The organism is Pseudomonas sp. R3.Fl (genome assembly GCF_023516765.1).
In the GTDB taxonomy this organism is placed as follows: Bacteria; Pseudomonadota; Gammaproteobacteria; order Pseudomonadales; family Pseudomonadaceae; genus Pseudomonas; species Pseudomonas citronellolis.
The window spans coordinates 6,082,556-6,108,468 of sequence record NZ_JAMGSO010000001.1; the positions used below are offsets into that span (position 1 = coordinate 6,082,556).

25 protein-coding genes and 3 pseudogenes are annotated in these 25,913 nt (G+C 59.6%); 25 read left to right on the plus strand and 3 right to left on the minus strand.

The genetic code is table 11. The annotated features are described in order from the left end of the window. Positions 1-87 precede the first annotated feature (87 nt). From M8R19_RS26970 to M8R19_RS33555, 16 genes and pseudogenes are all read left to right on the plus strand, one after another. Positions 88-1,296: an NAD(P)/FAD-dependent oxidoreductase gene (locus M8R19_RS26970; protein ID WP_249919405.1), complete on the plus strand. Its 1,209-nt coding sequence runs from the start codon at positions 88-90 to the stop codon at positions 1,294-1,296. Between the two features lie 32 nt (positions 1,297-1,328). Continuing rightward, positions 1,329-2,633 carry an aromatic ring-hydroxylating oxygenase subunit alpha gene (locus M8R19_RS26975; protein WP_249919406.1) on the plus strand — a complete coding sequence of 435 codons (1,305 nt, stop codon included), beginning with the start codon at positions 1,329-1,331 and terminating at the stop codon, positions 2,631-2,633. A 10-nt stretch (positions 2,634-2,643) separates the two neighbouring features. Next, positions 2,644-3,189, plus strand: a complete 546-nt coding sequence (locus tag M8R19_RS26980) for an aromatic-ring-hydroxylating dioxygenase subunit beta (protein WP_249919407.1) — start codon at positions 2,644-2,646, stop codon at positions 3,187-3,189. A 12-nt stretch (positions 3,190-3,201) separates the two neighbouring features. Next, on the plus strand, positions 3,202-4,140 hold the full coding sequence (locus M8R19_RS26985; protein WP_249919408.1) for a VOC family protein: 939 nt from the start codon (positions 3,202-3,204) through the stop codon (positions 4,138-4,140). 2 nt (positions 4,141-4,142) lie between these two features. Next, a complete protein-coding gene (locus M8R19_RS26990) occupies positions 4,143-4,916 on the plus strand; it encodes an SDR family oxidoreductase (protein ID WP_249920234.1) in 774 nt (257 codons plus the stop codon). Between the two features lie 10 nt (positions 4,917-4,926). Continuing rightward, positions 4,927-5,283, plus strand: coding sequence for a non-heme iron oxygenase ferredoxin subunit (locus tag M8R19_RS26995; RefSeq protein WP_249919409.1), 357 nt, complete (start codon positions 4,927-4,929; stop codon positions 5,281-5,283). After that, on the plus strand, positions 5,280-6,014 hold the full coding sequence (locus M8R19_RS27000; protein ID WP_249919410.1) for a class II aldolase/adducin family protein: 735 nt from the start codon (positions 5,280-5,282) through the stop codon (positions 6,012-6,014). The genes M8R19_RS26995 and M8R19_RS27000 overlap by 4 nt, the downstream gene beginning before the upstream one ends. A 123-nt stretch (positions 6,015-6,137) precedes the next feature. Next, positions 6,138-6,761 (plus strand): TetR/AcrR family transcriptional regulator, encoded by a 624-nt coding sequence (locus M8R19_RS27005; RefSeq protein ID WP_249919411.1) that lies wholly within the window; start codon positions 6,138-6,140, stop codon positions 6,759-6,761. A gap of 117 nt (positions 6,762-6,878) precedes the next feature. Then, positions 6,879-7,745, plus strand: coding sequence for an alpha/beta fold hydrolase (locus tag M8R19_RS27010; RefSeq protein WP_249919412.1), 867 nt, complete (start codon positions 6,879-6,881; stop codon positions 7,743-7,745). Positions 7,746-7,755: 10 nt separating this feature from the next. Beyond that, positions 7,756-8,544, plus strand: coding sequence for a 2-keto-4-pentenoate hydratase (locus M8R19_RS27015; protein ID WP_249919413.1), 789 nt, complete (start codon positions 7,756-7,758; stop codon positions 8,542-8,544). A 13-nt stretch (positions 8,545-8,557) separates the two neighbouring features. Beyond that, on the plus strand, positions 8,558-9,502 hold the full coding sequence (locus M8R19_RS27020; RefSeq protein ID WP_249919414.1) for an acetaldehyde dehydrogenase (acetylating): 945 nt from the start codon (positions 8,558-8,560) through the stop codon (positions 9,500-9,502). 13 nt (positions 9,503-9,515) lie between these two features. Beyond that, positions 9,516-10,565, plus strand: coding sequence for a 4-hydroxy-2-oxovalerate aldolase (gene dmpG, locus M8R19_RS27025; protein WP_283939510.1), 1,050 nt, complete (start codon positions 9,516-9,518; stop codon positions 10,563-10,565). Positions 10,566-10,755: 190 nt separating this feature from the next. Further along, the gene (locus M8R19_RS27030) at positions 10,756-12,057 is read left to right on the plus strand and encodes a phytoene desaturase family protein (protein WP_249919415.1); all 1,302 of its coding nucleotides are present in this window, start codon (positions 10,756-10,758) and stop codon (positions 12,055-12,057) included. A gap of 25 nt (positions 12,058-12,082) precedes the next feature. Then, a complete protein-coding gene (locus M8R19_RS27035; protein ID WP_283939511.1) occupies positions 12,083-13,387 on the plus strand; it encodes a protoporphyrinogen/coproporphyrinogen oxidase in 1,305 nt (434 codons plus the stop codon). Between the two features lie 126 nt (positions 13,388-13,513). Further along, positions 13,514-14,587 (plus strand): annotated as a pseudogene (locus M8R19_RS33550) (methyl-accepting chemotaxis protein); the annotation flags it as partial. Continuing rightward, positions 14,579-15,442 (plus strand): methyl-accepting chemotaxis protein, encoded by an 864-nt coding sequence (locus M8R19_RS33555; protein WP_474065104.1) that lies wholly within the window; start codon positions 14,579-14,581, stop codon positions 15,440-15,442. The pseudogene M8R19_RS33550 and the gene M8R19_RS33555, both read left to right, overlap by 9 nt. Before the next feature lie 116 nt (positions 15,443-15,558). Here the strand turns inward: M8R19_RS33555 and M8R19_RS33560 are convergent. From M8R19_RS33560 to M8R19_RS27055, 3 genes and pseudogenes are all read right to left on the minus strand, one after another. Continuing rightward, a pseudogene (locus M8R19_RS33560) lies at positions 15,559-15,768 on the minus strand (methyl-accepting chemotaxis protein); the annotation flags it as partial. Between the two features lie 75 nt (positions 15,769-15,843). Then, positions 15,844-16,860, minus strand: a pseudogene (locus tag M8R19_RS33235) (PAS domain-containing protein); the annotation flags it as partial. A gap of 65 nt (positions 16,861-16,925) precedes the next feature. Then, entirely contained in the window at positions 16,926-17,867 is a 942-nt protein-coding gene (locus tag M8R19_RS27055) for a ketopantoate reductase family protein (protein ID WP_249919417.1), read from the minus strand. Between the two features lie 257 nt (positions 17,868-18,124). Between M8R19_RS27055 and M8R19_RS27060 the strand changes: the two genes are divergently transcribed. From M8R19_RS27060 to M8R19_RS27100, 9 genes are all read left to right on the plus strand, one after another. Beyond that, a complete protein-coding gene (locus M8R19_RS27060; RefSeq protein WP_249919418.1) occupies positions 18,125-18,907 on the plus strand; it encodes an SDR family NAD(P)-dependent oxidoreductase in 783 nt (260 codons plus the stop codon). A gap of 22 nt (positions 18,908-18,929) precedes the next feature. Then, a complete protein-coding gene (locus M8R19_RS27065; RefSeq protein WP_249919419.1) occupies positions 18,930-20,135 on the plus strand; it encodes an acetyl-CoA C-acetyltransferase in 1,206 nt (401 codons plus the stop codon). 10 nt (positions 20,136-20,145) lie between these two features. Further along, the gene (locus M8R19_RS27070) at positions 20,146-21,543 is read left to right on the plus strand and encodes an enoyl-CoA hydratase-related protein (RefSeq protein ID WP_249919420.1); all 1,398 of its coding nucleotides are present in this window, start codon (positions 20,146-20,148) and stop codon (positions 21,541-21,543) included. A gap of 47 nt (positions 21,544-21,590) precedes the next feature. Next, positions 21,591-21,908 carry a 2Fe-2S iron-sulfur cluster-binding protein gene (locus M8R19_RS27075; RefSeq protein ID WP_249919421.1) on the plus strand — a complete coding sequence of 106 codons (318 nt, stop codon included), beginning with the start codon at positions 21,591-21,593 and terminating at the stop codon, positions 21,906-21,908. A 35-nt stretch (positions 21,909-21,943) separates the two neighbouring features. Beyond that, a complete protein-coding gene (locus M8R19_RS27080; RefSeq protein ID WP_249919422.1) occupies positions 21,944-23,176 on the plus strand; it encodes an NAD(P)/FAD-dependent oxidoreductase in 1,233 nt (410 codons plus the stop codon). Further along, positions 23,173-23,958: an enoyl-CoA hydratase/isomerase family protein gene (locus M8R19_RS27085; RefSeq protein WP_249919423.1), complete on the plus strand. Its 786-nt coding sequence runs from the start codon at positions 23,173-23,175 to the stop codon at positions 23,956-23,958. Before M8R19_RS27080 ends, M8R19_RS27085 begins: the two co-directional genes overlap by 4 nt. Positions 23,959-24,094: 136 nt before the next feature. Continuing rightward, on the plus strand, positions 24,095-24,520 hold the full coding sequence (locus tag M8R19_RS27090; protein ID WP_249919424.1) for an organic hydroperoxide resistance protein: 426 nt from the start codon (positions 24,095-24,097) through the stop codon (positions 24,518-24,520). Positions 24,521-24,762: 242 nt separating this feature from the next. Then, positions 24,763-25,056 carry a limonene-1,2-epoxide hydrolase family protein gene (locus tag M8R19_RS27095; protein WP_419792504.1) on the plus strand — a complete coding sequence of 98 codons (294 nt, stop codon included), beginning with the start codon at positions 24,763-24,765 and terminating at the stop codon, positions 25,054-25,056. Between the two features lie 299 nt (positions 25,057-25,355). Continuing rightward, positions 25,356-25,856 (plus strand): MarR family winged helix-turn-helix transcriptional regulator, encoded by a 501-nt coding sequence (locus M8R19_RS27100; RefSeq protein ID WP_249919426.1) that lies wholly within the window; start codon positions 25,356-25,358, stop codon positions 25,854-25,856. The last annotated feature ends 57 nt before the right edge of the window (positions 25,857-25,913 follow it).

Below are 25,913 nucleotides of genomic sequence, written 5' to 3' on the forward strand. Positions count from 1 at the left end.
AAACAGACAAGATAGTCTGTTTGTATTTTGAATGGCGATGCCCGCGAACAATGGGCGCAATGCAACCGGAAGAGGATGGTCAACCCGATGGGCGCAGACATCAGCAGAATCGTGATTATCGGTGCCGGTCAGGCCGGAGCGACGGTGGCCTTCGGCCTTCGCCGCGCCGGATTCGACGGCGAGGTCACTGTGGTGGGCGAAGAGAGCCACTTGCCATACGAGCGGCCGCAGCTATCCAAGGAAATGCTGCGTCCTGAGGCGACCGGTCATCGATCGATCAAGACACGGGCCGACTACGAGGATCAGCGGATCCGCCTGGAGCTCGGACACAAGGTGGTCGGGGTCGATGGCCAGGTGCGTAGCGTCACCCTGGATGACGGCCGCCAGGTCGAGTTCGATCGACTGGTGATCGCCGCAGGAGTACGGCCACGCCAGCTGCCTCAGGCCTTACGGGATGCGCAGCGGATCCACTACCTGCGTACGCTTGAGGATGCGGCTCGCCTGCGTGCCGACCTTGCAGCCGGCAAGCCGCTGGTGATCGTCGGTGGAGGGGTGATCGGGCTGGAAGTCGCGGCCGCTGCGCGCGCGCTGGGCTGCCCGGTGACTCTGATCGAGGCTGCGGATCGGCTGATGGCTCGCAGCGTGGACGAGACGGTCTCCGCCTACTTGGATCGGGCCCACCGGGCCAATGGCGTGGATATCCGCTATGGCGTATCGGTCGGCGAACTGCTCGACGGCGGCCGCCTGCGTTTGTCCGATGGCGGCAGCGTACTAGCGGACAGCGTGCTGGTCGGTATTGGCGTGACCCCGAACATCGAGGGTCTTGAGCATCTGGACATCACCGATGCCGCTGGCGTGCGAGTCGACGCGTACGGCCAGACTCCAGTTCCCGGCATCTTCGCCACGGGAGACATCGCCTCGCAGCCCAATGGCGGTGGTTTCGGGCGCATCGAAACCTGGGCCAATGCTCAGGATCACGCGCTGAACCTGGTCAGGAACCTTCTGGGGGAGGAGCTTCCCTACGACGCGCCTGTCTGGTTCTGGTCCGACCAGGGGCCGATCAACCTGCAGGTCGTCGGCGACGCGACCCAGGGGCGGCGGGTCATTCGTGGCGATGAGCACGGCGACGCCTTCAGCATTTTCCGGCTCGACGCCAACCAGCGGGTTATCGGTTGCGCGACGGTCAACTCCCCGAAAGACATGGCCGTGGCCCGCCGCTGGATGAAGCAGGGCGGGATCGTCGATCCGCAGCGGCTGGCCGATCCTTCCATTCCATTACGCGACTGTGCCGTGTGAATACAAGCAGCTTGAACTACGAGGAAAACACCATGAACAACGACAAGAACCTGGTGGAGATTGACGAAAAGAATCTCCATTTTCGCGTGGCCCGCGAGTCTTTCGTCAGCGAAGAGGTCTTGGTCCAGGAGTACGAGAAGATCTTCGATCGGTGCTGGCTGTACGTCGGCCACGTATCCGAGTTCAACAAGCCGGGTGACTTCGTCACGCGCACGATCGCACGTCGCAACCTGTTGGTGACCATGGGTACGGACAATACGATCAACGCCTTCTTCAACACCTGCCCGCACCGTGGCGCCACCGTCTGCCGTGAGCGCTCGGGCAACTCCAAGAACTTCCAGTGCTTCTACCATGGCTGGGTCTTCGGTTGCGATGGCAACCTGAAGAGCCAGCCGGGCAAGGAACGCTACGGCGCCGACTTCATCGCCAGTGGAATGGGCAACCTGGTGCCGGTGCCGCGCTTCGATGTCTATGCCGGCTTCTGCTTCGTCAGCTTCAATGCCGAGGTGGAGCCATTGCCTGATTACCTGGCGGGCGCCAAGGAGTATCTCGACCTGGTGTCCAGGTATTCCGAGAGTGGCATGGGCATCTCCAGCGGCACCCAGGAGTATGCCATCCGCGCGAACTGGAAGCTGCTGGTCGAGAACAGCGTCGACGGCTATCACGCCGTCAGTACCCACGCGACCTACCTCGACTACCTGAAGAACACCAACGGCGGGCTGTCCAGTACCAAGCTCGAAGGCAAGAGCATCGACCTCGGCAATGGCCATGCGGTGCTCGAGTATACCGCGCCCTGGGGCCGGCCGATTGCCTCTTGGATCCCGCTCTGGGGCGAGGAGGGCAAGCAGGAGATCGACCGCATCTACGCACGCTTGGTCGAGCTGCACGGCGAGGAAATGGCCGATCGCATGGCGCACAAGAACCGCAACCTGCTGATTTTCCCCAACCTGGTCATCAACGACATCATGGCCATCACGGTGCGCACCTTCTATCCGCAGGCACCGAACTACATGCTGGTCAACGGCTGGTCGCTGGCGCCGAACGAAGAGTCGGACTGGGCGCGCAAGTTCCGCCTCAGCAACTTCCTGGAGTTCCTCGGCCCGGGCGGCTTCGCCACCCCGGACGACGTCGAGGCGCTGGAGTCCTGCCAGAACGGCTTCAACAACTACCGGCTGGTGCCCTGGAGCGACATCTCCAAGGGGATGGGCAAGGAAACGCCCAACTACGACGACGAACTGCAGATGCGCGCCTTCTGGACGCGCTGGAACCAGTTCATCGGTGGCGCGCCTACGCCGGATACCGGCGTGCAGCGCATCCCTTCCATAGCCGTCGCCTGAGGACACGCCGATGAGTGCCGTTGCCCTAGAGAAGAAAGAACCCCTGCGCATCCCGTCGTCCCAGGACTTCACCGCCTACGTTAGCCGCGGCGAAGTGGAGGACTTGCTCTACCACGAGGCCGAACTGCTGGATACCTGGCAGTTGCACGACTGGCTGGCCCTGTTCACCGAGGACTGCAGCTACTTCGTACCGTCGACCGACCTGCCGCGCACCGCCAGCGCCGACGACAGCCTGTTCTACATCGCCGACGACGCCGTGCGCCTGCGCGAGCGGGTGATCCGGCTGATGAAGAAGACCGCCCACTCCGAGTACCCGCGCTCACGCACGCGCCATCTGGTTGGCAACGTTCGCATTCTCGCGGCCGATGCCGAAGAGATTCGGGTGGCGGCAGCCTTCATTACATATCGCATGAAGTTCGGCAGTAACGATGCCTACGTCGGCAGTACGCACTACCGGCTGCGACGTATTGAGGGGCAACTGCGCATCGTCGAGAAACGCTGTTTCCTGGATCTTGAAGCGCTGCGCCCGCATGGCCGGGTCAGCATCATTCTGTAACGGAGAGCACCGATGGATATCACACTTCCCTTCCGCTACAAGAAACTAGGTTATGCCGCGATCAACGTGACCGACCTTTCAAGGTCGGTGGCGTTCTACCGTGACATCGTTGGTCTCGATGTCGTGCAGCAGGATAGCGATATCGCCTATCTGCGCTGCAGTCGTGACCACCACAACATCCTGCTCTACCAGGCACCCGGGCACGGACTCAAACGAGTAGGTTTCGAGCTGGAGCAGGACAGCGATGTGCACGCTGCTTTCGAGCATTTCGATCGGATTGGCATGAAGCCGGTTTGGGTGCCCGCGGAAGAGAGCAAGCAGCTGCGACAGGGTATAGGGTTCCGCGTGCGTGAACGTCACAGCGGGCTTTTGTTCGAACTGTTTGTTGGGAATATGCACCTCAGCCGGCCGTTCGTGCCCACAGTGGCCAAGATCGCGCGCATCGGTCATGTCGTGATCGGCAGCGAGAACTTCGAGGCATCTCGTGATTCTCTGGTCAACGACTTCGGTTTCCGGATTTCGGACTTGATTGAAGACCGCATCGTATTCATGCGCTGCCATCCCAACCCATTCCATCACACCTTCGCGGTCGGTCCTGCAAGCAGCAGCCATTTCCACCATGTCAACTTCATGGTCACGGACATCGACGACATCGGTAAGGCGCTGTATCGCATCAAGCAGCACGACATCAAGGTGGTCTTTGGCCCCGGCCGGCACCCGCCGTCGGACAGCGTCTTCTTCTACTTCCTCGATCCCGACGGAGTCACCGTGGAATACAGCTTTGGCATGGAAGAGTTCGCCGAACATGGCGCTCGTCCGCCGCGCTACCTGGAGCCCGTACCCGAGTCGCTTGATGTATGGGGAGCGGTGCCGGATGGACAGTTTGGTCGCAGTGGTCCGATCGAGCGGGAGCCGACACCCACTCCGAGTGTGAAGAGGGTCGTGGCTTGAACGTGCAAGACAGAACAGCGCCACCACTGGAGGGACAGGTCGCGGTGGTCACCGGCGGTGCCCATGGCATCGGCCTGGGCATCGTCGAGCGCCTGCTGGCCCTTGGTGCCAGGGTCGTCGCCTCGGACATCGATGAATTAGGTCTCACCTCGGTGCGTGAACGTCTGGCCGGGATCTACGAGGACTCCATAGCGGTCCACGCTGCCGATCTGTCCGAAGAGCGTGGGGCCCAGGCGTTGCACCAGGCCACCGTCGAATACTTCGGCTCGGCGCAGATATTAGTTAACTGCGCTGGGGGAGGGGTGATTCGGCCCTTCCTGGAGCACACGTCGGAAACCCTGAAAGCGACCATCGATCGCAACCTGTGGACCGCGTTGTGGTGCTGCCGGGTGTTCCTGCCGGACATGGTCACTCGCCAGTATGGTCGGATCATCAACATCGGTGCCGACTCGGTACGCAATGGCTTGCCGGACCACGCAGCATACAACGCCGCGAAGGGAGGCATGCACGGATTGACCACCGGGCTGGCCCGTGAGTTCGCTCGCCAGAGCATTACCGTGAACACTGTCGCACCGTGCGCCGTGAACACAGAAGTGTGGGTCAGGGTGAGGAACTCCAACCCCGAGCTTGCCCAGCGATTTCTGGATGTAATTCCGATGGGGCGGGTGGGGGAGATCGAAGAGGTTGCCTCGATGGTTGGCTACCTGGCCCTGCCGGAGGCGGCTTTTGTCACTGGGCAGGTGATCAGTGTCAACGGCGGTAGCGCAATGCTGTGAGGGCAGTGAGATGAATAGCATCATCAAGACGGTTGACCTAACTGGCCTAGTGGATCTGTGTGCGGCCGATGAGGTGGCGGAGGGCGAGATTTTTCGCGCTAAGCTGCCATCTGGCCATGCTGTGGCGATCTACTGTGTCAATGGAGAGTTTTTCGCCACAGACGACATCTGCTCCCATGGCGAGGCGTCCTTGTCGGAAGATGGTTCGCTCGATGGCTACGAGGTCGAGTGCAGTTGGCATTTCGGACGCTTCGACATTCGCACCGGGAATGCCTGCGCGATGCCTTGCGAGCACCCGCTGCGCAGCTGGCCGGTAAAGGTCGACGGTGGGCGGATCTTCGTCGACGCAGGGGCTCACCCTGTATGAGCAGCGTCGAAATTTCCGTTCTTGAGCGTCGCGTGCGTGTGGCGTCGCGTGCACTGGCCCGACACGGTCTAGTGCAGGCGTGGGGACACTGCAGTGCCCGGATCGACACCGAGTCCTTCCTGGTGTGTGCTTCCCGACCCATGGGCCGGATCGGTGTCGGCGAGCCGGGGACCATCGTACCGATCGAGGGCCCGCTGCCGCCCGGTGTGCTGGGCGAAGTTCGCATCCACCAGCAGATCTATCGGCTCCGCGCTGATGTAGGTGGCGTTTGTCGCGTCATGCCCCCACATGTGATGGCGCTGTCTACGCTGCGTTGTGTGCCTAGGCCACGCCATGGTGTGGGGGCATTCAATGCTGCGTGCCGTCTCTGGGATGATCCGCGACTGTTGCGGGACGACGGTCTGGCTGGGGAGTTGGCGGCTCTTCTTGGCGATGCCCCATCCTTGGTCATGCGGGCCAATGGTGCGGTGACTGTTGGCCCAAGCATTGAGCTGGCTGCTGGGTTTGCTTGGTGCCTGGAAGATGCTGCCCGGATCGAAACACTGGTGCGTTCCATGACTGCGGATGCCGAGTGTGATGATGCTTCCCTGACCGAGGAGGAAGTCAGTGTGAGACAGGTCAGCTCGGGAGCTGTCTTTGAGCGGCTATGGGATTTCCTGGCTGAGGATGATCCAGAGTACATGAGCGGCGAGGCCGAATTCCCAGCGCCACGATGGGGGAGTCGGTCATGACATACAAGGTATGTTATGGCCTGGCCACGACGATAGCAGGACAGGGGGTTCGTGCTTGCCGCTTAATTGAGGGTAAGAGTATTGTATTATCCGCATCAATTTCCTTAGACACTCTGAGCTTCGATGGCAAAAAGTCCCGCGCAACGCCGAACCCAGGCCGAAAGGCGCGAAGAAACACGTTCCCGAATCCTGGAGGCTGCGGTCAGCGAACTCTCGCACAACGGCTATGCAGGATTCCGAGTCGACAAGGTAGCGATTGCCGCCAAGGTATCGCGAGGGGCTCAGTCGCATCATTTCCCGACCAAGGAAAGTCTTGTTCTGGCGGCATTGGAAACGTTGTATCAGGCGTCGACAGAGGCCAGCATAAAAGTCATCGAGAACCTGGATTCCGAGGATGTGCTGGATGCTCTGATGCAAGACTCGGCCAAGTTCTATCTGGGGCCGAACTTTACTATTGCCATGTCTCTTCTGAACTTGGGCGAGAGCGAGCCCGAGCTGCGGAAGAAGGTGCGTGCGATTTCTCGCAAGTATCGCTTGCCCATCGAGAAGGCATGGTTAGATGCGTTGCTCCGTTCCGGTCTGGACGAAGAGCCCGCACGAACCATCCTGAACATTACCCAGAGCGTCTATCGCGGCATGACAATCCGACGCTTCCTGCGCAACGACCCGGATTACGCCCGCTTCACATTCGAGCAATGGTCGAAGATCGCGCGCGCGTTCATAGACCAGCACACAAGCAAGCGCTAGCCGCAGCACCATATCGCCGGCTTCGTCGGCATTCCATTTCATCAACAACTCACACTGCCACTGTGTTTTCAGCAGGGGCGGTGTCGTCGTGCGTGCAGTTTTTATCAAGAGGTGTTTATGAGTCTTTGGCTTGATTTGCTTGGCGCGGAAGTCCGTTTCGTCGATACCAAAAGCTTTGGCACGATCCGTGTCGCTGAGGCAGGCAAAGGGAATCCCGAAACAATCATTTTCCTGCATGGCATCAATGGCCACCTGGAGGCCTACGCAAAGAATCTGGTTCCGTTATCGAGGGATTTCCATGTCGTTGCCTTCGACTACGTAGGGCACGGTTTATCGAGTAAACCGGTTCGAGACTACAGCCCGCTAATGCTGGCCGAACAGCTCGGTGAGTTGATGGATGCCCTCGGCATCGAAAAGGCGCATCTCTCGGGTGAGTCGCTTGGCGGTTGGGTTTCTGGCCACTTCGCTGCTGCTTATCCGCATAGGGTAGGACGGTTGATGCTCAATACAGCTGGCGGCATTCCAATCGTGACTGAGAAAGGCCGTGAAGACCTGAAGCAGTTCATCGCATTGAACCGACGCAACATCGACAACACTCCGACGTATGAGTCGGTGCAGGCACGCCTGCATTGGCTGATGCACCCCAGCAATCGCCAACTGGTGGACGATGAGCTCATCAACTTGCGGCTGCGCATCTACCTGCAGCCGGAAAGTCGAGCGGTGTTGCCAAAGTTGAACGAGATCCTTGCGCACCACGATGACTATCTTATCCCACTGGAGAAGCTGCCGGCCGGAACATTGTTCCTGTGGACGCACGACAACCCCATCCATGATACCGAGTCGGTCAAGGCGGCTCAGGCCAGGGTGCCAGACAGCATCCTGTACTTCGTCAAGGGCGATTCGGCGCACTGGCCGCAGTATGAGGCGATCGACGAGTTCAACGCCCTGGCAGTCCGGTTTTTCCAGACCGGCCAAGTTGAGTGAGGAGCGTGCCATGAGCGAAACCAACGTGATGGCGAACCTGCTGTGGAATGCGCAGCAGCAAAAGCAACCCTGCTCACCCGTACGGGAACATTTTGAGGGGCGTAGCGAGATTGACCAGGCCGAATTGGCTTATGCGGTGCAGCAGGCGAACGTCCAGCGTCAGGTGCTGGCTGGCCGGCGTATTGTCGGCCGCAAGATCGGTCTGACCTCTCCGGCTGTACAGAAACAACTGGGTGTTGACCGGCCAGACTTCGGCACGCTGCTGGATGACATGGCGATCGTCGATGGCGAACTGATCGACATCAGGCGTCTTCTACAGCCGAAGGTCGAGGCTGAGATTGCGCTGGTGCTCGAGCACGACCTCAACCACGAACGGCACACGGTCGCCGATCTGATCGGCGCGACGGCCTATGCGTTGGCGGCAATCGAGGTGGTGGACAGCCGAATCGCCGACTGGAACATCCGTTTCGTCGACACCGTGGCCGACAATGCTTCCTCAGGCTTGTTCGTACTTGGCACCCAGCCTGTCGGGTTGTCGAGGCTTGACCTGGCCGGCTTGTCGATGCGCATGACTCGCAGTTCCGAAGCCGTATCTCAGGGCGTTGGCGCTGCATGCCTGGGCAACCCCCTGAATGCCGCGCGCTGGCTGGCCGACACCCTGGTTCGGGTCGGTACGCCACTGCGCGCCGGAGACGTGGTGCTGACTGGTGCGCTGGGGCCAATGGTCGCAGTGGAGGCTGGCCAGACCTACACGGCGTCGATCGAAGGCTTCGCTCCGGTACGGGCGATTTTCTCCTGAAGGAGTTCCTCTCATGCAACTACATGATGACAAGAGCGCGGTGGCCATCATTGGCTCGGGCAACATCGGTACCGATCTGATGGTGAAGATACTGCGCCATGGTAAACACCTGAAAATGGGGGCCTTTGTCGGTATTGATCCGGAGTCCGATGGTCTCAAGCGAGCCGAGCGAATGGGAGTGCCCACGGTGAGCACCGGCATCGACGGCCTGCTAGCCCATCCCGACTTCGGCTCTATCCGTTTCGTATTCGATGCCACCAGCGCCGGCGCGCATGCGCGTCATGAGCAACTGCTGCGGCCACACGGGGTATGTGTGATAGATCTGACTCCTGCTGCGATCGGACCGTTCGTGGTGCCTGCGGTGAATATCGATCAGCACTTGGATGCGCCGAACGTCAATATGGTGACCTGTGGGGGGCAGGCGACGATCCCCATCGTTGCGGCTGTTTCACGTGTGGCGTCGGTCGAATATGCCGAGATCGTTGCTTCCATTTCCAGCCGTTCGGCCGGACCAGGTACACGCGCCAATATCGACGAGTTCACCGAGACCACCTCCAACGCCATCGTTCGCGTGGGAGGCGCCCGGCGCGGCAAGGCCATCATCATCCTCAACCCGGCAGAACCACCACTCATCATGCGTGACACCGTCTACTGCCTGGTACCGGGGGATGCGGATCGGCAGGGTATCGTCGAGTCGGTCGAACGCATGGCGTCTGCGGTGGCGTCATATGTGCCCGGTTACCGGCTCAAACAATCTGTGCAGTTCGATGAATTCAATGGGCGTATGCCACAAGAGACAGGCGTGGTGTCTGCGCCTCGTCTCAAGGTCTCGGTATTCCTCGAAGTCGAGGGTGCAGGCCACTACCTGCCGAGCTATGCCGGCAATCTGGACATCATGACCAGCGCGGCATTGGCGACGGCCGAGCGCATCGCCGCTCGCCAGTTGGTGGCAGCGTAAGGAGGAAACGATCATGTTCGATAGCAGCAAGAAGATCTACGTCTCCGACGTGACCCTACGTGATGGTATGCACGCTGTTCGCCACCAGTACAGCTTGGCCGACGCCGAGCGCATCGCCAGAGCACTGGATGAGGCTGGAGTGGACAGTATTGAAGTCGCCCATGGCGACGGGCTGCAGGGCTCGTCGTTCAATTATGGGTTCGGTGCACACACGGATCTGGAATGGATCGAACGTGTCGCAGCCACGGTAAGACGAGCAAAGATCGCCACGCTATTGCTGCCGGGAATCGGCACTGTTCATGACTTGAAGAACGCACATGTGGCGGGGGCGAGCGTTGTCCGTGTCGCGACTCACTGCACCGAGGCCGACATTTCTCAGCAGCATATCGAGTATGCCCGCAAGCTGGGTATGGACACGGTGGGCTTTTTGATGATGAGCCACATGACCACCCCGGCAGCCTTGGCTACCGAAGCGAAAAAGATGGAGAGCTATGGCGCACAGTGCATCTACGTCGTCGATTCCGGCGGCGCGATGAACATGTACGACATCGCCGATCGCTTTAAGGCGCTCAAGGATGTGCTGGATCCGGCTACCCAGACCGGCATGCATGCCCACCATAACCTGAGCCTGGGTGTGGCCAACTCGATCGTCGCCCTGGAGCATGGTTGCGATCGTATCGATGCCAGCTTGACTGGCATGGGGGCGGGCGCCGGCAATGCGCCCCTGGAGGTATTCATCGCCGCGGTAGACCGCATGGGGCTGAACCACGGCTGCGACGTGCGCAAGCTGATCGATGCTGCGGAGGAAATCGTCCGGCCACTGCAGGAGCGGCCCGTGCGTGTGGACAGGGAAACGCTCGCGCTGGGGTATGCGGGAGTCTATTCGAGCTTCCTGCGCCATACCGAGGCGGCGGCGCAGAAGTACGGTCTGGATGCCTTCGATATCTTGGTCGAGCTAGGCAGGCGTCGCATGGTCGGTGGCCAGGAAGACATGATCGTGGACGTCGCACTGGATCTGGTTTCAAGAGCAACACGAAGGACGACGTCGACAGTTGTTTTTTAGTAGACCAACCATCGTTCTTGTTGTCAGGTGCCTCGCGGAGACTCTCTCGGGGCACCTTGCTTAACACTTTCTGTTTATTTCATTCTGTTTTCCTGGCTTGGGGCTGTATATGAATGCGGCTATAGCTCGGTGCAGGTAAGCCTTTGTCGAGTCTCGGTATAAATAAACCCGATACAGGGGGGGTCTTCCTATGCAAAATAAAAACAATAATTTCGATGCCGTAATAATAGGAGCGGGAGTCGGTGGCGTTTGTACCGCCGCGCGTTTGGCACACAGTGGCTATCGAGTACTGTTGTTGGAGTCACAGGATGCCATAGGTGGGAGAGCTTCTACCCGCACCGTCGATGGTTTTCTGTGCAATACCGGCGCTCTGGTGATCGAACTCGACGGTGCAGTGGCGGAAACTTATAAGGATCTCGGTTTGGAGCTGAGACTATATGAGCCGCGTCGCGCCAGCACTGTTCTAAGAGTTGGGAGGCGAGATATCAATATCACTGAGGGGCCAGCGGGGTGGGTCCGAAACTTTGCTCCACTGATCTTGCGAAATATTACCAATCTGTGCCCCTCCTTGCGACCATATCCTGGGCAGTCGCTTAAGATATGGCTCAATAAGCTTACCCATCGCCCCTGGATTCACGGTTTAATAAACAATGTCGTCGGAGCGATGTTCGCTGCCAGCACTGAAGATATCCCGGCAGATGTCATCCTGCATTATTTCACTAAGGGTACTTCTTTCAAGAAGATAGGCCTACCGGTAGGCGGCACTATCGAAGTGTGGAAGCCGCTGGTCGACTTGATCAAAGCGAGGGGAGGTGAGGTCTGGCTGGGAAGCAAGGCCACTAAACTTGAGTTCTCCGAAGAAGGAGTAGTCTCTGGTGTCGTAGTCGAAAAAGACGGAAACTTGATCAAGGTGTCGGGCAATCTATTTGTCAGCAATATTGGCCCGCTGGCTACCGTAGAACTGGCTGATGAGTCGGAGCTTCCTGAAGGTTACGCGCAAAGCGTGCGCGATGTCAGTGACCCCGCCGCGATCATCACTGTGCACTTCGCCAGTCCTAGGCCGCTGGCTTCCTTCCCGTGCCTAGCGATCTTCAGCAAAAGCCGCCGCATGGTCTATGCCGCTAATTTCAGTTCGCCCGATCTGCAGAGGGCGCCTACAGGATGGTACCTCTATTGTGGTGCGTCGGTACCGCGCCCTGCACGCGGCGAGTTTGATCTCGAACTGGAGAAGCGTTTGTTGCTTGAAGACATCCGTGAACAGTTCCCAGGCTTCAATCAGTCGATGGTAGTGGCAATTGACGTCACTGCTCATGAGTGGCCGGCACAACGGGCCATCACGGGTTACGACCTGCCGCCAACTACACCTGTTAAGAACCTTTGGAATGTCGGTGACGGTGTGAAGCCTTGGGGGGCTGCGGGTACGGCAGCATGTGCGGAGACCGCCAAGTTGATCGTTGGCGAAATCTGCCGTCATTCTCCTCGTAGAACCTAATGACATAAAGCGTAAGGTGGATTTCATGAAAGTTGCTGTGATCGGTGCTGGGCCGGCTGGTTGTGCTGCGACCTATACGTTGCGTAAGAATGGCCATGAGGTGTATCTATTTGAAGCACAAGAGCACATTGGTGGGCGGACCAGTCAGATACAGCGTGATGGGTTCAATCTTGGGACAGGCGCGCTATTCTTAATGGGAGGAATCTATCCGCGGACCAATGCCATTCTTAAAGAGCTTGGCAAATACAAGGAGTTGGTTCCCTGGGATGCTAAGGCTCATATTATAGATCGAGATCAACAGCGATATCTCGTTAGCTTCGATCAGGTGATGAGTTTTCTTAAACTTCCTGTATTTAGTCTTGGTGAAAAAATTAGTATTGCTTATGGTGTGCTCAAACAGTTGTTTTCTGCTGGCCCTAAGAGCTGTTTTGACGGCGCTGAGCTAGCCAAGTACGACCATGGTGAAAGCCTGCAGGGATGGTCAGAACGTGTGCTGGGTGATAAAGCAACGCAGTATATCACTCTACCATATATGGGGTTTCTGTACGCCGTACCCTTGAGTTGGTTGAGCACTTCATTGTTTCAGGCAGTCGTTCAGCAGTTCTATAAACTGTCTTTGTCTGTGCCGCCTAAAGGAATGGGTCAGATTTCAGAGTGGATGATTGAAGGGGCGCAGGGCGTTCATTTGAATCTCTCCAGTAAAGTCGAGTCTTTGTGCCACAGGGGAGGTAAGTATGTAGTAGCTTCCCAAGATCGTGAGTTGGAGGTTGATGCTGTTGTTTTAGCATCGGAGCCAGGTGTTTCCGCTACTCTTTTGCAAGGGCTAGTACCGGACTCGGTGTGTGAAATCCTACGCGGTTGTACTTATTCCGAATATGCTCATGTACAGGTTTGTTATAAGAAAAATCCATGGCCAGATTTTCCCGTTAGCTTGGCGCTTCCAGGTAATCAGGTGAGAAGTTGGGGGGCTTGCGTATTGCAAAGTCGTCGTCATCCTGGTGCGGTTCCTCCAGGTGGTGAAGCTGTGGGAGTTTATTTTTATACCCCACCGTTGAAGAGCATGAGTGAAGAGGACATAAAGCGTGAGGCCCTCCTAGCAGTGACAGAGGTATTTGGCAGTGCGCCGGAGCCTTCGTTCGTAGAAGTGTTCTACTACAAGCGTGGGCTTTCAATTGCAGTTCCAGGGCACTATGCAAAGATGAATTCCATCCACGGAGAAGTTCCCCAAGGCATATATTTAGCGGGAGACTATTTCGCTCACGCAGGGGTGGAGGCGGCGATTTACAGTGGAGAGTTGGCGGCGAACCGGTTGGAGCGTGATCTTGTCTAAGGGATAAGAGTATCTGGATGTATCTCGCTAGCCTAGTACGGCGAGGAGTGTTTTCGTTCTCATTTAAAATAATATGCACTCAAATCTTGAGCTATACCAAGTCCCTTGGAGTAGGAGATGTTCTGTATGAAGCAGTGGTTCGACAATCTCAGCGTCAGCTACAAGCTGGGGCTGGGATTTGGTCTGGTCTTGCTCTTCAACGTCTTGCTCGCGCTGGGAGGTTGGAGTACCCGCGAGAACCTGCTGGAGCGGAGCAGGGCCCAAGAGGTCTATGGCGAGCTCAACGAATCCCTGGCGGTATTGCGCCTGTCGTTACAGGACTATCTGCTGGACGGCCGCAATGCGGCTGCCGAGCAGAAGCTGAACGGCGCGCTAGACAATTTCCAGCACAAGCAGTCAGCGATGCGGGCCTTAAGGCTCTTCGCTCAGCCGGAGCTCATTGCGCTTGAGCAGCGGCAGAGCGAGTTGGTTGGTGAGTACCGTAAGGCCCTGGATACGCTACGCGATGCCAACCGTGTAGCTGATCTGACTCGAAATGAGATGACGGTTCGCGCCGACCGCGCGTTCGAGGCACTTGGTACTCTGGAAAAGTTGGCGCTCGATATGGATGAGCATGACCAACGCCGTTTCGCTTATTACCAAGCCTCCGCAGGTCTTATGCAAGATCTGTTGCTGGTTCGCTTTCGTGCTGAAGGCTATGTGAATAACCCCAGCGGGGCATCTGAACGGTTATTGGACGAGCAGATGCGCTTGGCGATAGGGCGCTCTCCCGACCTATTCGGTGTCTTCGGCGAGCAGCCGCCCAGCGAGTTATTAGCTGTCTCGGAGGATCGGCAGGAATATGCCAAGCGCATCGGCGACTACCGAGCTGCCATCGCGGCAGTTGAGCAGGCCCGGCGAGTGCTGCTCAGGGTCGCCGAAGAAACCGGTGAAATAACCCGCTCGTTGAACCTGCGTCAGCTTGAGTACCGAGACCAGTTGGCTGCATCCAGTCGCATTGTACAGACGGCGCTGACGCTGCTTGCCCTATTGGCCGGTATCCTGGCTGCATGGTTTATTACCCGGCAGATTACCCAGCCGCTGAGTAGTACTCTAGGAGTGGTCGAGCGCATCGCCAACGGTGACCTGACAAACATTCCGAACTTCCTGCGCCGCGACGAAATCGGTGTGCTTCAGCAAGGTATTCAACGTATGGGTACTGCTTTGCACGAATTGATCTCGGGCATTCTCGACAGCAGCGCTCAGATTGCCAGTGCGTCGGAGCAGTTGGCAGCAGTCACTGAACAGAGCTGCTCGGGGATCAAGAGTCAGAAAGTAGAGGCCGACAAGGCTGCTGCTGCCATGAACGAAATGGCTGCTACTGTGCAGGCGGTGGCCCGTAACGCCGCTGACGCTTCCCGGGCTGCCACTAGCGCGGATGAAGAGGCCCGTAACAGCAATCGGATAGCGGCCGAAGTGCTCTCACAGATTGACAAACTGTCAGCCGAGGTTACCCGCTCTGTGGCAGCCATGGCCCATCTGCAGCAAGAAAGCCAGCGCATCGGTAGTGTGATGGATGTGATCAAGTCAGTGGCCGAGCAGACCAACCTGCTGGCACTAAACGCCGCCATCGAGGCCGCTCGGGCTGGAGAGGCTGGGCGTGGTTTTGCTGTGGTCGCCGACGAAGTGCGTGGCTTGGCATTACGTACCCAGCAGTCCACCTTGGAGATCGAGGAGTTGGTGGCCGGGCTGCATGCTGGTACTCAGCAAGTGGCTCAGGCAATGAAGAGCAGCCAGGAGCTGACTGGTAGCAGCGTGGCGCTGACCAACCAAGCTGGAAAGATGCTGGCAAGCATCACCAGCAAAATTTCTGAAATCCAGAGCATGAATCTGCAGATTGCCACGGCTGTCGAGCAGCAGAGTACGGTCGCCGAGGAAATAACCCGTAGCGTGGTGCAGGTTCGTGACATCGCGGATCAAAGCGCCGCGGCAGGTGAGGAAACCGCGGCTGTTAGCGTTGAGTTGGCACGTCTAGGTAGTCATTTGCAAACCTTGGTCGGGTGTTTCCGTATCTGATATTAGAGCTTCTGAAAACATGTCAGGAATCAGGTACAGATGCGCTGACATGGTTGGCCTGACTTGGCATTCGTTGAACTGCTGCTCTCGGAGTTAGACATAGTTCAGCGCGAGTTGATCATGTTGGCTGCCTGTTGCGTGGCCTCCCGCGTACGGTTGGCGAGTTTGCGGACCTCGTCAGCCACCACCGCGAAGCCCCGTCCGGCATCGCCCGCGCGGGCGGCCTCGATGGCGGCGTTTAGTGCCAGCAGGTTGGTCTGGTTGGCGATACTGTGGATGACGCCGACGATTTCCGTCAGTTTTTGCAGACTCTGCTCCATGTTCTGGCGTTGCTGTTCCTGTTCGCCACGCAACTGCTCCTCCAACCGCTCCAAATGAATGTCGGCCAACGCCCCGACCACACGTACCGGCGTGCCATCTGGTGTGCGCCGGGTCTGGCCGAGTGAGCGGAACCAGCGGTACTCCCCGCTTTTCAACTTGATTCGGTAGACGGACTTGAACGGCGTCTTGCCACTGCGATCGCCGAGGTGAGCGGCGAATAGTTCAATGACATCCGGTTTGTCGTCTGGGTGGATGCGCGAAGCCCAACTGTCGAGCACGTTGGGAAAATCTTCCCCATCATCGAAACCGAGCATGTGGCGGAACTGAGGTGACCACCACAAAGGGTTGCTCGGGTTGAGGGGATCGCCATCGATAACCTCCATATCCCAGAGGCCGTCGCTGAGCATCTCCCGGGATAGCTCGAAGCGTACCAGGGTTCTGTCGAGCTCGATGTCCCGCTGGCGCTGAGCGTGAATATCGCGAATGGTTCCGGCCATGAGTAGGGGCACGCCTTGTTCGTCGCGCTGGATCGCGGCGCTAATCAAGAACCAGCGGTCCTCTCCGCTTTTTGTGCGTAGGCGGGCTTCAGTGGTGAAGGGGCGGCTCTCATGCTTCCTGGCCAGATGACGTGCCAGGGCGTCCAAGGTCGTCTGCCTGTCTTCCTCATGCAGCAGAGCTGTCCAGCCACCGGGTGGGATATGCGAGTCGTCGCCATCAAATCCCAGCAAGGCATGGAAGTGATCTGAGTACCAGCACCCGTCTTCATCCACGCTCTTGTCGGTTATCAGGGCTTGGCTCCACCAGCCGTCAACGCTCGCATGGCCGATCAGTTCGAAACGACTGTTGGCGGCCTGTAGTTGGGCTTCGTTAGAGGACATCTGGCTAGCGAGCGCATCCAGTGCAAGCTGAAGTTCATCGCGTTGCTGCTGCTGGCGCGAATATTCCTCAGAATGCGCTTGCCAGGCCTGATAGGCACGGGTAGCCAGCGTGCTCATCTCGCAGCGGCTGGGCAGAATGACGGTAGGAAAATCTTCTAGAGCTTCGACGAGTCGTGACAGGCAAGCCAGTACCGCCTTGTTGTTTTTCGATGACAGCATGCGGATCTCCTCTGGAGTGAATCGACATCCTTTTGATGCCAATAGCACTGATCAGTGCCCTCTCATTAGCCGTAAGTGGTTTCGCGTATGCGGCGGGCTTCGTAGGCCCTCAGGTGAACGAGCGCAACGGCGAGAATCGAGCGATCGTCTTCCTGAGGTGGGCCCCGGCGCTCCAAGAGATCGCCCAGGATGTGCTCGGCTTCGGTCTCCACGCCTCGCTCGACGTCACGCAGGACCGACGCCATCAGGGGGGAGCTTGGCTCCGTCAGTACCTCCAGGTAGCGATGGCGGATGGCATCACGTAAGGGGTAGCCGGCCCTGGCTGCAATCTCCGCGCACTCGTCGAGAAGCGCGACGACCAGGTGCTTTCCACCCGCCGCTAGAATGTCACCCAGCGCAGCTCGCATCAGGCAGGTGATACCCGCGCCGGTGGCTATCAGAGCCCATTTCTCCCACATCTCCTGCACTATCCGTGTGCAGGGGATCGCCTCGAAGCCAGCGCCACCATGCAGAGCTACGGCAATTGCCTGGGTGCGAGGGCTTCTCTCTTCGTCCAGTTCACCGAACGAGATTTGATTGACGTCATTGTGATGGACGATGGCGCCGGAAGCGTCCCGGTCGAGCGAGATGCGGCACTGGCCGCCCAGTACGTTGTGTCGTGTGAAGCGCCTCTCCAGCAGGTCTAGGTGCCGCATGCCATTAAGCAGCGGAAGGATGGCGGTATGCTCGGCGACGGCCGGAGAGAAGTCCTCCATCGCTCGCTCCAGATCGTAGGATTTGCAGCTCAGTAGGATCAGGTCATAGGGCTGCTGTATCTCACCGCCCAACACGCAGATTGGAGAGGGATAGTGGATGTCTCCGCGCGGGCTTTTCACGACGAGGCCCTCGCGGGCGAGCATCACTGCTCGTTGGGGGCGGACCAGGAAGGTTACGTCCTGCCCCGCCTGTAACAGGCGCCCGCCGATGTAACCGCCAATGGCGCCTGCCCCGACGATCAATATGCGCATTTTCATCTCCTTCTTTGTCTGCCATTTCGAATGATCTGGCGGGTGTGCCCCGCGTGTCTGAAGGAATCTTGAAGCCGTTCTTGTTGGAGGCACTAGAGCGAGTCGGGGGCTGGCGCCGATTAATGTCGTGAAAAGGCATGTAATGGCATTTTCGGTTGTGGCCCGACCAAGCACAGTGCGGACAATGTGTGTCACTGGCCGACGGCTTGGCGGGCAATTGGTCCGCAACAATAAGATCTACAAGAAAGGTGAGTGCTATGAAGCTGGATTCGAACATCGCCGCGGTGGTGACCGGTGGTGCCTCTGGGTTAGGGGAGGCGGTAGTCCGCAGGCTAGCTGCGAGTGGTGTGAAGGTCGCTATCTTTGACATGAACGCAGAGCGCGGCATACAGGTGGCTCGGGAAGTGGGGGGGGTGTTCTGTCAGGTCGACGTGCAGTCGGACGAGTCAGTTGACGTAGGCTTCGCTCGTGCTCGAGAGGTGCATGGCCAGGAGCGCATCCTGGTGAATTGCGCCGGTATTTCGAAAGGCATCAAAACCGCCGGACGCGATCGCAAGACCGGCGAAATCAAGGTGTTTCCTAGCGCCGATTTCGACCGGGTGGTACAGATCAATCTGGTTGGCTCCTTCCGCTGCCTGGCCCGTTCGGCAGCCGGCATGCTGACACTCGAGCCGCTGGAGCACGGCGAGCGCGGAGTGATCGTCAATACTGCCAGCGTCGCTGCCCAGGACGGACAGGTGGGCCAGGCGGCCTATGCTGCCTCCAAGGCCGGTGTAGTCGGCATGACCTTGCCGATCGCCCGTGACCTGGCCGGTGACGGTGTGAGAATCAACACTATCCTGCCTGGCCTGTTCGCCACGCCGATGATGGCCGGTCTGCCAGAAAACGTGCAGCAGTCGCTGGCGGTCTCGGTGCCCTTCCCGCAGCGCCTTGGCTTACCCGAGGAGTATGCCGACCTGGCTACGTTCCTTATCACCAACGCCTACATGAATGGCGAGTCCGTACGTCTCGACGGCGCGATTCGTCTGGCGCCGCGCTAGCCATACGGCAATCGGAGACAGCATGACTTCCGCCTATATCTATGATGCGGTGCGCACTCCGCGTGGCCGCGGCCGCCCCGACGGGGCCCTGCATGAAGTGACCGCCCTGAACCTGGCCAGCCAAGTGCTGCATGCCATCCGTGAGCGCAACGGGCTCGATACTGCGTTGGTTGATGACGTGATCCTCGGCTGCGTGATGCCGGTGGGGGAGCAGGGCAGTGATATCGCCCGTATCGCCGCACTGGTGGCCGGCTACGATCAGAGCGTGCCGGGTGTGCACCTCAACCGCTTCTGCGCTTCGGGGTTGGAGGCCTGCAATATCGCCGCCGGCAAGGTAGCCAGCGGGGAGGCGCGCTTTGTCGTAGCCGGGGGAGTCGAGTCCATGTCCCGGGTGGCGCTGGGCGCCGACGGCGGGGCGATGATGGTCGATCCGGTTTTCGCCTTCGATCACTACTACGCACCTCAGGGGATTGGCGCCGATCTGATAGCCAGCCTGCATGGCTTCAGTCGTGAGGATGTCGATAGCTACGCGGTCGAGAGCCAGCGGCGTGCAGCGCAGGCGTGGAGTGAGGGCCGTTTCACCCGCTCTATCGTTCCGGTGTTGGACCAGTCCGGCATCGTTCTGCTGGAGCGCGACGAACACATGCGTCCGCAGACCACCCTGGAGTCGCTGGCCGGACTCAAGCCAGCTTTCGTCAGGATGGGAGAGTCCGGCTATGCCGCCGCGGCGTTGCAACGCTATCCGCAGGTCGAGAGGCTCGAGCATGTCCACCATGGCGGCAATTCATCCGGAATGGTCGATGGCGCGTCCGCAGTGCTCATTGGTTCGAAGATGGCTGGTGAGGCGCTCGGTCTGAAGCCGCGTGCGCGGATCCTGGGCATGGCCTCCATTGGCTCGGAGCCGACCATCATGCTCACCGGGCCGGCACTGGTGACACAGAAGGTTCTGCGACGGCTGGGCATGGCTATCTCCGATATCGATCTGTTTGAGCTTAACGAAGCTTTCGCCGCGGTGGTGCTGCGCTACCTGCAGGAGCTGGAGCTAGACCCGGCCAAGGTCAATGTCAACGGCGGAGCTATTGCCATGGGGCACCCGCTGGGCGCTACCGGGGCGATGATCCTCGGCACTGCACTGGACGAGTTGGAGCGCAGTGATAGGCAGACTGCACTGGTCAACCTGTGCGTCGGTGCTGGTATGGGTACCGCCACCGTTATCGAGCGGGTGTGAGGGGACGAGCATGAAGAATTTTTCGATCGCGATCGATGACGACGGCGTTGCCCTGGTCACCTTCGATATTCCCGGCAAGAGCATGAACGTCATCAGTGACGAGGTGCAGGCCGAACTGGACGCCGTGGTGGAAATGCTGCGCGACTCGGAGCGGATTCGCGGAGCGGTGCTGATCTCCGCCAAGCCCAGCGGCTTCTGCGCCGGAGCGGACCTGCCGGAGATCGTCGGTCATTTCAAACGTTGGCGTGCGGCCCGCGACCAGCAGGCGCTACGCCAGGGGTTGGTCGAGAGCAGCAGCCTGTCGCGCCGCCTACGTGCCCTGGAAACCTGTGGCAAGCCGGTGGCAGCCGCCATCAACGGGATGGCCCTTGGCGGCGGACTGGAGTTGGCGCTGGCTTGTCATTACCGCGTTGCGGTGGATGACCCGAAACTGCGCCTGGCTTTTCCCGAGACAGGGGTCGGCTTGCTGCCGGGGGCAGGTGGTACCCAGAGGCTGATGCGCCTAATCGGTATCGAGGCCGCCTTGCCTTATCTGCTCGATGGTGTGCCGATCACTGCCGACGCGGCCTTGGCCGGCGGTATCTTGCATGCTCGGGTGCCCGCCGACTCCCTGCTGGATACTGCCCGTCGCTGGGTGCTCGAACATCCTCAGGCGCAGGCGCCGTGGGATGACCCGGCGTTCAAGCTACCTGGTGGCGGACCGCACTCGCCGCAGGGTTACCGAGGTTTTGCGCCAGCCATTGCCGCGCGTCTGGCCAACTCGGGAGCCGATCATCCGGCACTGGGCAACGTTCTTAAGTGTGTCTATGAAGGGGCGCAGGTTCCGATCGATGCCGGCCTGCGCATCGAGTCTCGCTATTTCTTCAACACCGTGCGTTCACCCCGGGCCGAAGCCATGGCACGCACCTTCTTCATTTCTCGCCAGGTCCTATCCAGACGCGTCGAACGCGGCGACCCGGAGATCTACCTGCAACGTCTGCGCCAGTCGGTGCTCGAGGAGCGACTGGCGATGCTGGACGAAGGTGCCCCGGTAGTACTGGTGAACAATCTGGTTCGCCGCCATGCAGTGCGAGTCGAAATGGCGGACACGGTACAGCCGTGGGGTGAGCACGAGGTGGATTTCACCATGATGGCCGAGCTCCGCCAGCGTCTGCTCTATGTGCAGTCCCTGGCGGCCCTGCGTTGCCTTGAGGAGGGCCTGATCGCCGATCCGCTGGAGGCGGATGCGGCGGCGATCGAGGCTGGTTTCCCGAGCTGGAGCGGTGGCCCGGTATCGTTTGTCGAGGTAGAGGGACTGGCGTACTTTCTCGAAAGCGCCGACCGACTGGCCGCGAGCCATGGGAATTGCTTCGCACTGTCGTCCACTTGGCGCGAACGGATGACTTCCGGGATTGGTCCGTACGGCTGACCGCGGTAGCGGCCTACAACAACAAGACAAGAACAGCGAGAACCGAAATGGGCATTCTCATCGTTGAAAACCGTGAAGGTGAATTGATGACTCTGCAGGCGGAAGCCTCGCAGACTCTGATGGAAATCATGCGCAGCGGCGGGGTGGATGAAATCCTCGCATTGTGCGGCGGGACCTGTTCGTGCGCCACCTGTCACGTCATTGTCGACCCTGCGTTCGCTGATCGTCTGGAGCCGATGGGTGCCGACGAGAACGACCTGCTCGATAGTTCCGAGCACCGCACGCCGACCTCGCGGTTGTCCTGCCAGGTGGTGTTTCGCGAGGAGCTCGACGGGCTTCGGGTGACTCTGGCACCGGAAGACTGAGCGACGGTCGCAACAACGACAAGAGGGGATGGACGATGCGTAAAGATGTGGTGATTGTCGGCGCCGGACATGCAGGGGCACAGGCCGCGAGCCTGCTCAGGCAGTCGGGATTCCAGGGGAGCATTGTTTTGATCGGCGAAGAGCGCGAGTTGCCATACGAGCGCCCGCCGCTATCCAAGGACTACCTGGCGGGCGAGAAGGGTTTCGACCATTTTCTCCTGCGCCCGGCGAGCTTCTGGAACGAAAAGCATATTGAGCTGCGCCTCGGCGAGCGCGTGGTCAAGGTCGATTCCCAGGCGCACCGTCTGGAGACTGCCGTTGGCGAGAGCATCGAATACGGGGCATTGGTCTGGGCTGCCGGCGGGGCGGCTCGACGCCTGAGCTGCGAGGGGTACGATCTGGCTGGAGTGCACTCGGTGCGCAATCGCGCCGACGTCGACCGAATGATTGCTGAGCTTGATGGTACCCGCCGGGTAGTGGTGATCGGTGGTGGTTACATCGGCTTGGAGGCTGCGGCGGTACTGAGCAAGCTTGGCAAGTCGGTGACGGTACTGGAAGCTCAGGACAGGGTGCTGGCCCGCGTGGCCGGGGAGGAATTATCGCGCTTCTATGAGGCCGAACATCGTGGTCATGGAGTGGACGTACGCCTCGGGGTGGCGGTCGAGCGTCTGGTCGGCGAAGAAGGTAGGGTTAGCGCCGTGGCCCTGGGCGATGGCACACTGCTGCCGGCGGACATGGTCATCGTCGGCATCGGCATTATTCCTGCGGTCGAGCCGCTGATCGCTGCCGGCCTGCCGCAAGGCAATGGTGTGCAAGTCGACGAGTTCTGCCGCAGTGGTTTGCCGGATGTGTTCGCCATCGGTGATTGCGCCGCCCACGTAAACCGCTATTGCGCCCTGCCAGGGCCGATACGCCTGGAGTCGGTGCAAAATGCCAACGACCAGGCCAAGGTGGTGGCCAAGTATCTGGTTGGGCAGCCTGAGGCCTACGATGCGGTTCCCTGGTTCTGGTCCGACCAATACGACCTGAAACTGCAGACCATCGGCCTTTCGGCGGGCTACGACCAGACAGTGTTACGGGGCGACCCCACCTCGCGCAGCTTCTCCGTTGTTTACCTGAAGGAAGGGCGTGTGCTGGCGCTGGATTGCGTGAACCTGACGCGTGACTACGTGCAGGGCAAGGCTCTGGTAAAGGCCGGTGTGAAACCTGACCTGCAGGCCTTGGGCAATGCAGAAACACCGCTGAAGGCACTGGCGGTCACGGTATGAAGGCGGTCCCGGTCAGGCTGGAGGTCGAGGCTGGCATCGCCGAAGTCATCTTCGACCGCCCCGAGGCGCTCAACGCCATCGACGTGGACAGCGCGCGCTGCTTGTTGGCCCTCTGCGAGGAGCTGCGGGAGCGGACAGACGTTCGGGTTATCGTGCTGTCCGGCACAGGCCGGGCCTTCATGGCAGGTGGTGATCTGGCGGCATTCCACGCCGCCGCCGATCCGGTGCAACTGGCCTCGGAGATCATTGAACCGCTACACCAAGCCCTGGCCTTGCTGGCGACGTTTCCGCAACCCGTCCTCGGTAGTGTGCAGGGTGCGGTTTCCGGTGCAGGCATGAGTATCGCCCTGGGCTGCGATCTGACTATCGCTGCGGCCGACGCCAGGTTCTGTCTGGCCTACAGTGGCATCGCTACCTGCCTCGATGCTGGTGGCTCCTGGCATTTGGTGCGGCAGGTCGGCCTGCAGCGCGCCATGCGTATGGCTCTGCTCAACGAGGTGCTGTCAGCCGAACGGGCGCTGCAGCTCGGGCTCGTCGCCCAGGTCGTAGCGCAGGACGACTTGGTGGTGGAAACCCGGAAGCTGGCACAGCGTTTGGCTGTTGGGCCAGGGTTCGCCTATGGGGAGATCAAACGGCTGTTGCGAGGTGCGTCCAGTCGAACCCTGGAGCAACAGCTAGACGCCGAGCACGAGGCATTTCGTGCTTGTGCCGGCAGCGGCGATTTCCGTGAAGGCATCGCCGCATTCTTCGCCAAACGCAGAGCGCTGTTCAGAGGCAATTGAGCGCTTCCTGAGGTATCTGCTGAGGTTATTGCCGGCCGGAAGCGGTTTCTCATTGTCATGTTGTTGTCAATTATATTGTTAGCAATATAATTTGTAGCTTCCATTCTGGACTGAGCCAACGTTAAGGAGATGCTTCATGAGTGTGCTGTATACCGCGAAGGCCACCGCCATCGGTGGTCGCAATGGCACCGTTCGCAGTGACGACGGATTGCTTGACCTGCAATTGGCCCTGCCTGCTGGCCTTGGCGGCAAGGGTGGGGCGACCAACCCCGAGCAACTGTTTGCCGCCGGCTACGCGGCCTGTTTCGGCAATGCGATCATCCACTCGACCCGCAACCAGGAGGTGAAGATCCGCGACAACGACGTGGAAGTGGTCGCCGCGGTCGGCATCGGGCCAAACGCTGCCGGCGGCTTCGGGCTGACGGTCGCGCTGGAGGTGACCCTGGTCGGTATCGAGCAGGCCAAGGCCGAGGTGATCGTCGCTGAGGCGCACAAGGTCTGCCCGTACTCCAACGCGACACGTGGCAACGTCGATGTGGTGCTGACGGTGCATACGCGTTGACGTGATCCACGTGCCGATAGCGAACCTGGCGCTCGCGGCTGGCGTCAGGTTTTGGTGATGCCGTTGTGGCTAAGGTGTGCTGCCGCGGCATCCGCCCAGGCTGGCACTCCCGGCGGACCCGAATCATCCGAGCAGGAGAGGAAAAGACGATGTCATCACTCACTCTCGTCGATGTCGTGCAGTCCTTCATTGGCGTATGACCACAAGGACTGGGATCGCTCAGGCAATCGTTTGCCGACTGGCTGGCCGAGGATGCGCTCTACGAGAACGTCAGCTTGACCCGCACCACGACGCGCGCCGACGCGATCGCTCTGATCGAGACGTTCGCGCCGGGCCTAGACAACATCGCGGTGGACATGCTGGCGATCGCGCAGGACGGCGAGCGCGTGTTCACCGAGCGCGTCGACTACCTGCGCAAGGCCGACAGCACCGTTATCGCGACGATCCACCTAATGGGCATCTTCGTGATACGCGACGGATGGATCGCCGAATGGTGCGACTACTTCCGCATGCTGCCCGCTACCGAAGCGAGCTGAACGGCTACCCGCTGTATGAGCCACGTTCGCTGTCCGATCTCGATGTTGTTCCCGCAAGCTCGGGTGACCGGACGCAATGACTGAACCAACCCCTATGAATCCTGACCGTTCACCTAACTGCTGATCCCACCACGCCTAGCATCGGCGAAATGACGGTATTCCCTTGCAAAATCTAGGAGGAAGCATTGTGGTGCATTTACCAATTCATAGGCTAGCAATACAATTGCTAGCAATTAATTGCTGTTGGCGCTTTGAACATGTCGCCACCAGTGTGCAGTCGAACCAGATAGGCGATTGAGATGAAGGCAGGAAAACGTCCCAAGGAACTCGCGAAAATCAAGAAGGACGATGATCCACTCATGCTGGATCGCCAGGTCTGCTTTCCCATCTATGCCGCATCCAATCTGTTGACACGTCTCTATCGGCCGGTGCTGGAGCCACTCGGACTCACTTACTCGCAGTATCTGGTCATGCTGGTGCTGTGGGAGCGCTCCCCAGCCAGTGTCGGGGATCTGGGGGAACGCCTGCACCTAGACTCTGGAACCCTGACTCCGCTGCTCAAGCGTATGGAGCAAGGGGGATTCATCAGCCGGCGGCGCGACCCCGAGGATGAGCGGCGAGTGCTCATCGACCTCACGGCGCACGGGCGCGAGCTGCGCGCGGATGCCCTGTCCGTTCCGGAAACTCTGGCCCTGCAACTGGGCCTGGATATGACGGCGGTCGATGAATTGCGCAACTCGGTGAAAGCTCTGGTGAACATCCTTTGCGGGCACAAACGATCGTCACCTCCGGGCGGATGAGGTGGGAGCGCGGTGCTAGCTCTGCAAGGACGAATCGACACCTGCTCCGGCTCAGCG

Excerpts from the sequence above, each read along its gene's own strand:
- M8R19_RS26970 (WP_249919405.1), top strand. The coding sequence starts at position 88 with ATGGGCGCAGACATCAGCAGAATCGTGATTATCGGTGCCGGTCAGGCC.
- M8R19_RS26975 (WP_249919406.1), top strand. The coding sequence starts at position 1,329 with ATGAACAACGACAAGAACCTGGTGGAGATTGACGAAAAGAATCTCCAT.
- M8R19_RS26980 (WP_249919407.1), top strand. The coding sequence starts at position 2,644 with ATGAGTGCCGTTGCCCTAGAGAAGAAAGAACCCCTGCGCATCCCGTCG.
- M8R19_RS26985 (WP_249919408.1), top strand. The coding sequence starts at position 3,202 with ATGGATATCACACTTCCCTTCCGCTACAAGAAACTAGGTTATGCCGCG.
- M8R19_RS26995 (WP_249919409.1), top strand. The coding sequence starts at position 4,927 with ATGAATAGCATCATCAAGACGGTTGACCTAACTGGCCTAGTGGATCTG.
- M8R19_RS27000 (WP_249919410.1), top strand. The coding sequence starts at position 5,280 with ATGAGCAGCGTCGAAATTTCCGTTCTTGAGCGTCGCGTGCGTGTGGCG.
- M8R19_RS27005 (WP_249919411.1), top strand. The coding sequence starts at position 6,138 with ATGGCAAAAAGTCCCGCGCAACGCCGAACCCAGGCCGAAAGGCGCGAA.
- M8R19_RS27010 (WP_249919412.1), top strand. The coding sequence starts at position 6,879 with ATGAGTCTTTGGCTTGATTTGCTTGGCGCGGAAGTCCGTTTCGTCGAT.
- M8R19_RS27015 (WP_249919413.1), top strand. The coding sequence starts at position 7,756 with ATGAGCGAAACCAACGTGATGGCGAACCTGCTGTGGAATGCGCAGCAG.
- M8R19_RS27020 (WP_249919414.1), top strand. The coding sequence starts at position 8,558 with ATGCAACTACATGATGACAAGAGCGCGGTGGCCATCATTGGCTCGGGC.
- dmpG (WP_283939510.1), top strand. The coding sequence starts at position 9,516 with ATGTTCGATAGCAGCAAGAAGATCTACGTCTCCGACGTGACCCTACGT.
- M8R19_RS27030 (WP_249919415.1), top strand. The coding sequence starts at position 10,756 with ATGCAAAATAAAAACAATAATTTCGATGCCGTAATAATAGGAGCGGGA.
- M8R19_RS27035 (WP_283939511.1), top strand. The coding sequence starts at position 12,083 with ATGAAAGTTGCTGTGATCGGTGCTGGGCCGGCTGGTTGTGCTGCGACC.
- M8R19_RS33555 (WP_474065104.1), top strand. The coding sequence starts at position 14,579 with ATGGGTACTGCTTTGCACGAATTGATCTCGGGCATTCTCGACAGCAGC.
- M8R19_RS27055 (WP_249919417.1), bottom strand. The coding sequence starts at position 17,867 with ATGCGCATATTGATCGTCGGGGCAGGCGCCATTGGCGGTTACATCGGC.
- M8R19_RS27060 (WP_249919418.1), top strand. The coding sequence starts at position 18,125 with ATGAAGCTGGATTCGAACATCGCCGCGGTGGTGACCGGTGGTGCCTCT.
- M8R19_RS27065 (WP_249919419.1), top strand. The coding sequence starts at position 18,930 with ATGACTTCCGCCTATATCTATGATGCGGTGCGCACTCCGCGTGGCCGC.
- M8R19_RS27070 (WP_249919420.1), top strand. The coding sequence starts at position 20,146 with ATGAAGAATTTTTCGATCGCGATCGATGACGACGGCGTTGCCCTGGTC.
- M8R19_RS27075 (WP_249919421.1), top strand. The coding sequence starts at position 21,591 with ATGGGCATTCTCATCGTTGAAAACCGTGAAGGTGAATTGATGACTCTG.
- M8R19_RS27080 (WP_249919422.1), top strand. The coding sequence starts at position 21,944 with ATGCGTAAAGATGTGGTGATTGTCGGCGCCGGACATGCAGGGGCACAG.
- M8R19_RS27085 (WP_249919423.1), top strand. The coding sequence starts at position 23,173 with ATGAAGGCGGTCCCGGTCAGGCTGGAGGTCGAGGCTGGCATCGCCGAA.
- M8R19_RS27090 (WP_249919424.1), top strand. The coding sequence starts at position 24,095 with ATGAGTGTGCTGTATACCGCGAAGGCCACCGCCATCGGTGGTCGCAAT.
- M8R19_RS27100 (WP_249919426.1), top strand. The coding sequence starts at position 25,356 with ATGAAGGCAGGAAAACGTCCCAAGGAACTCGCGAAAATCAAGAAGGAC.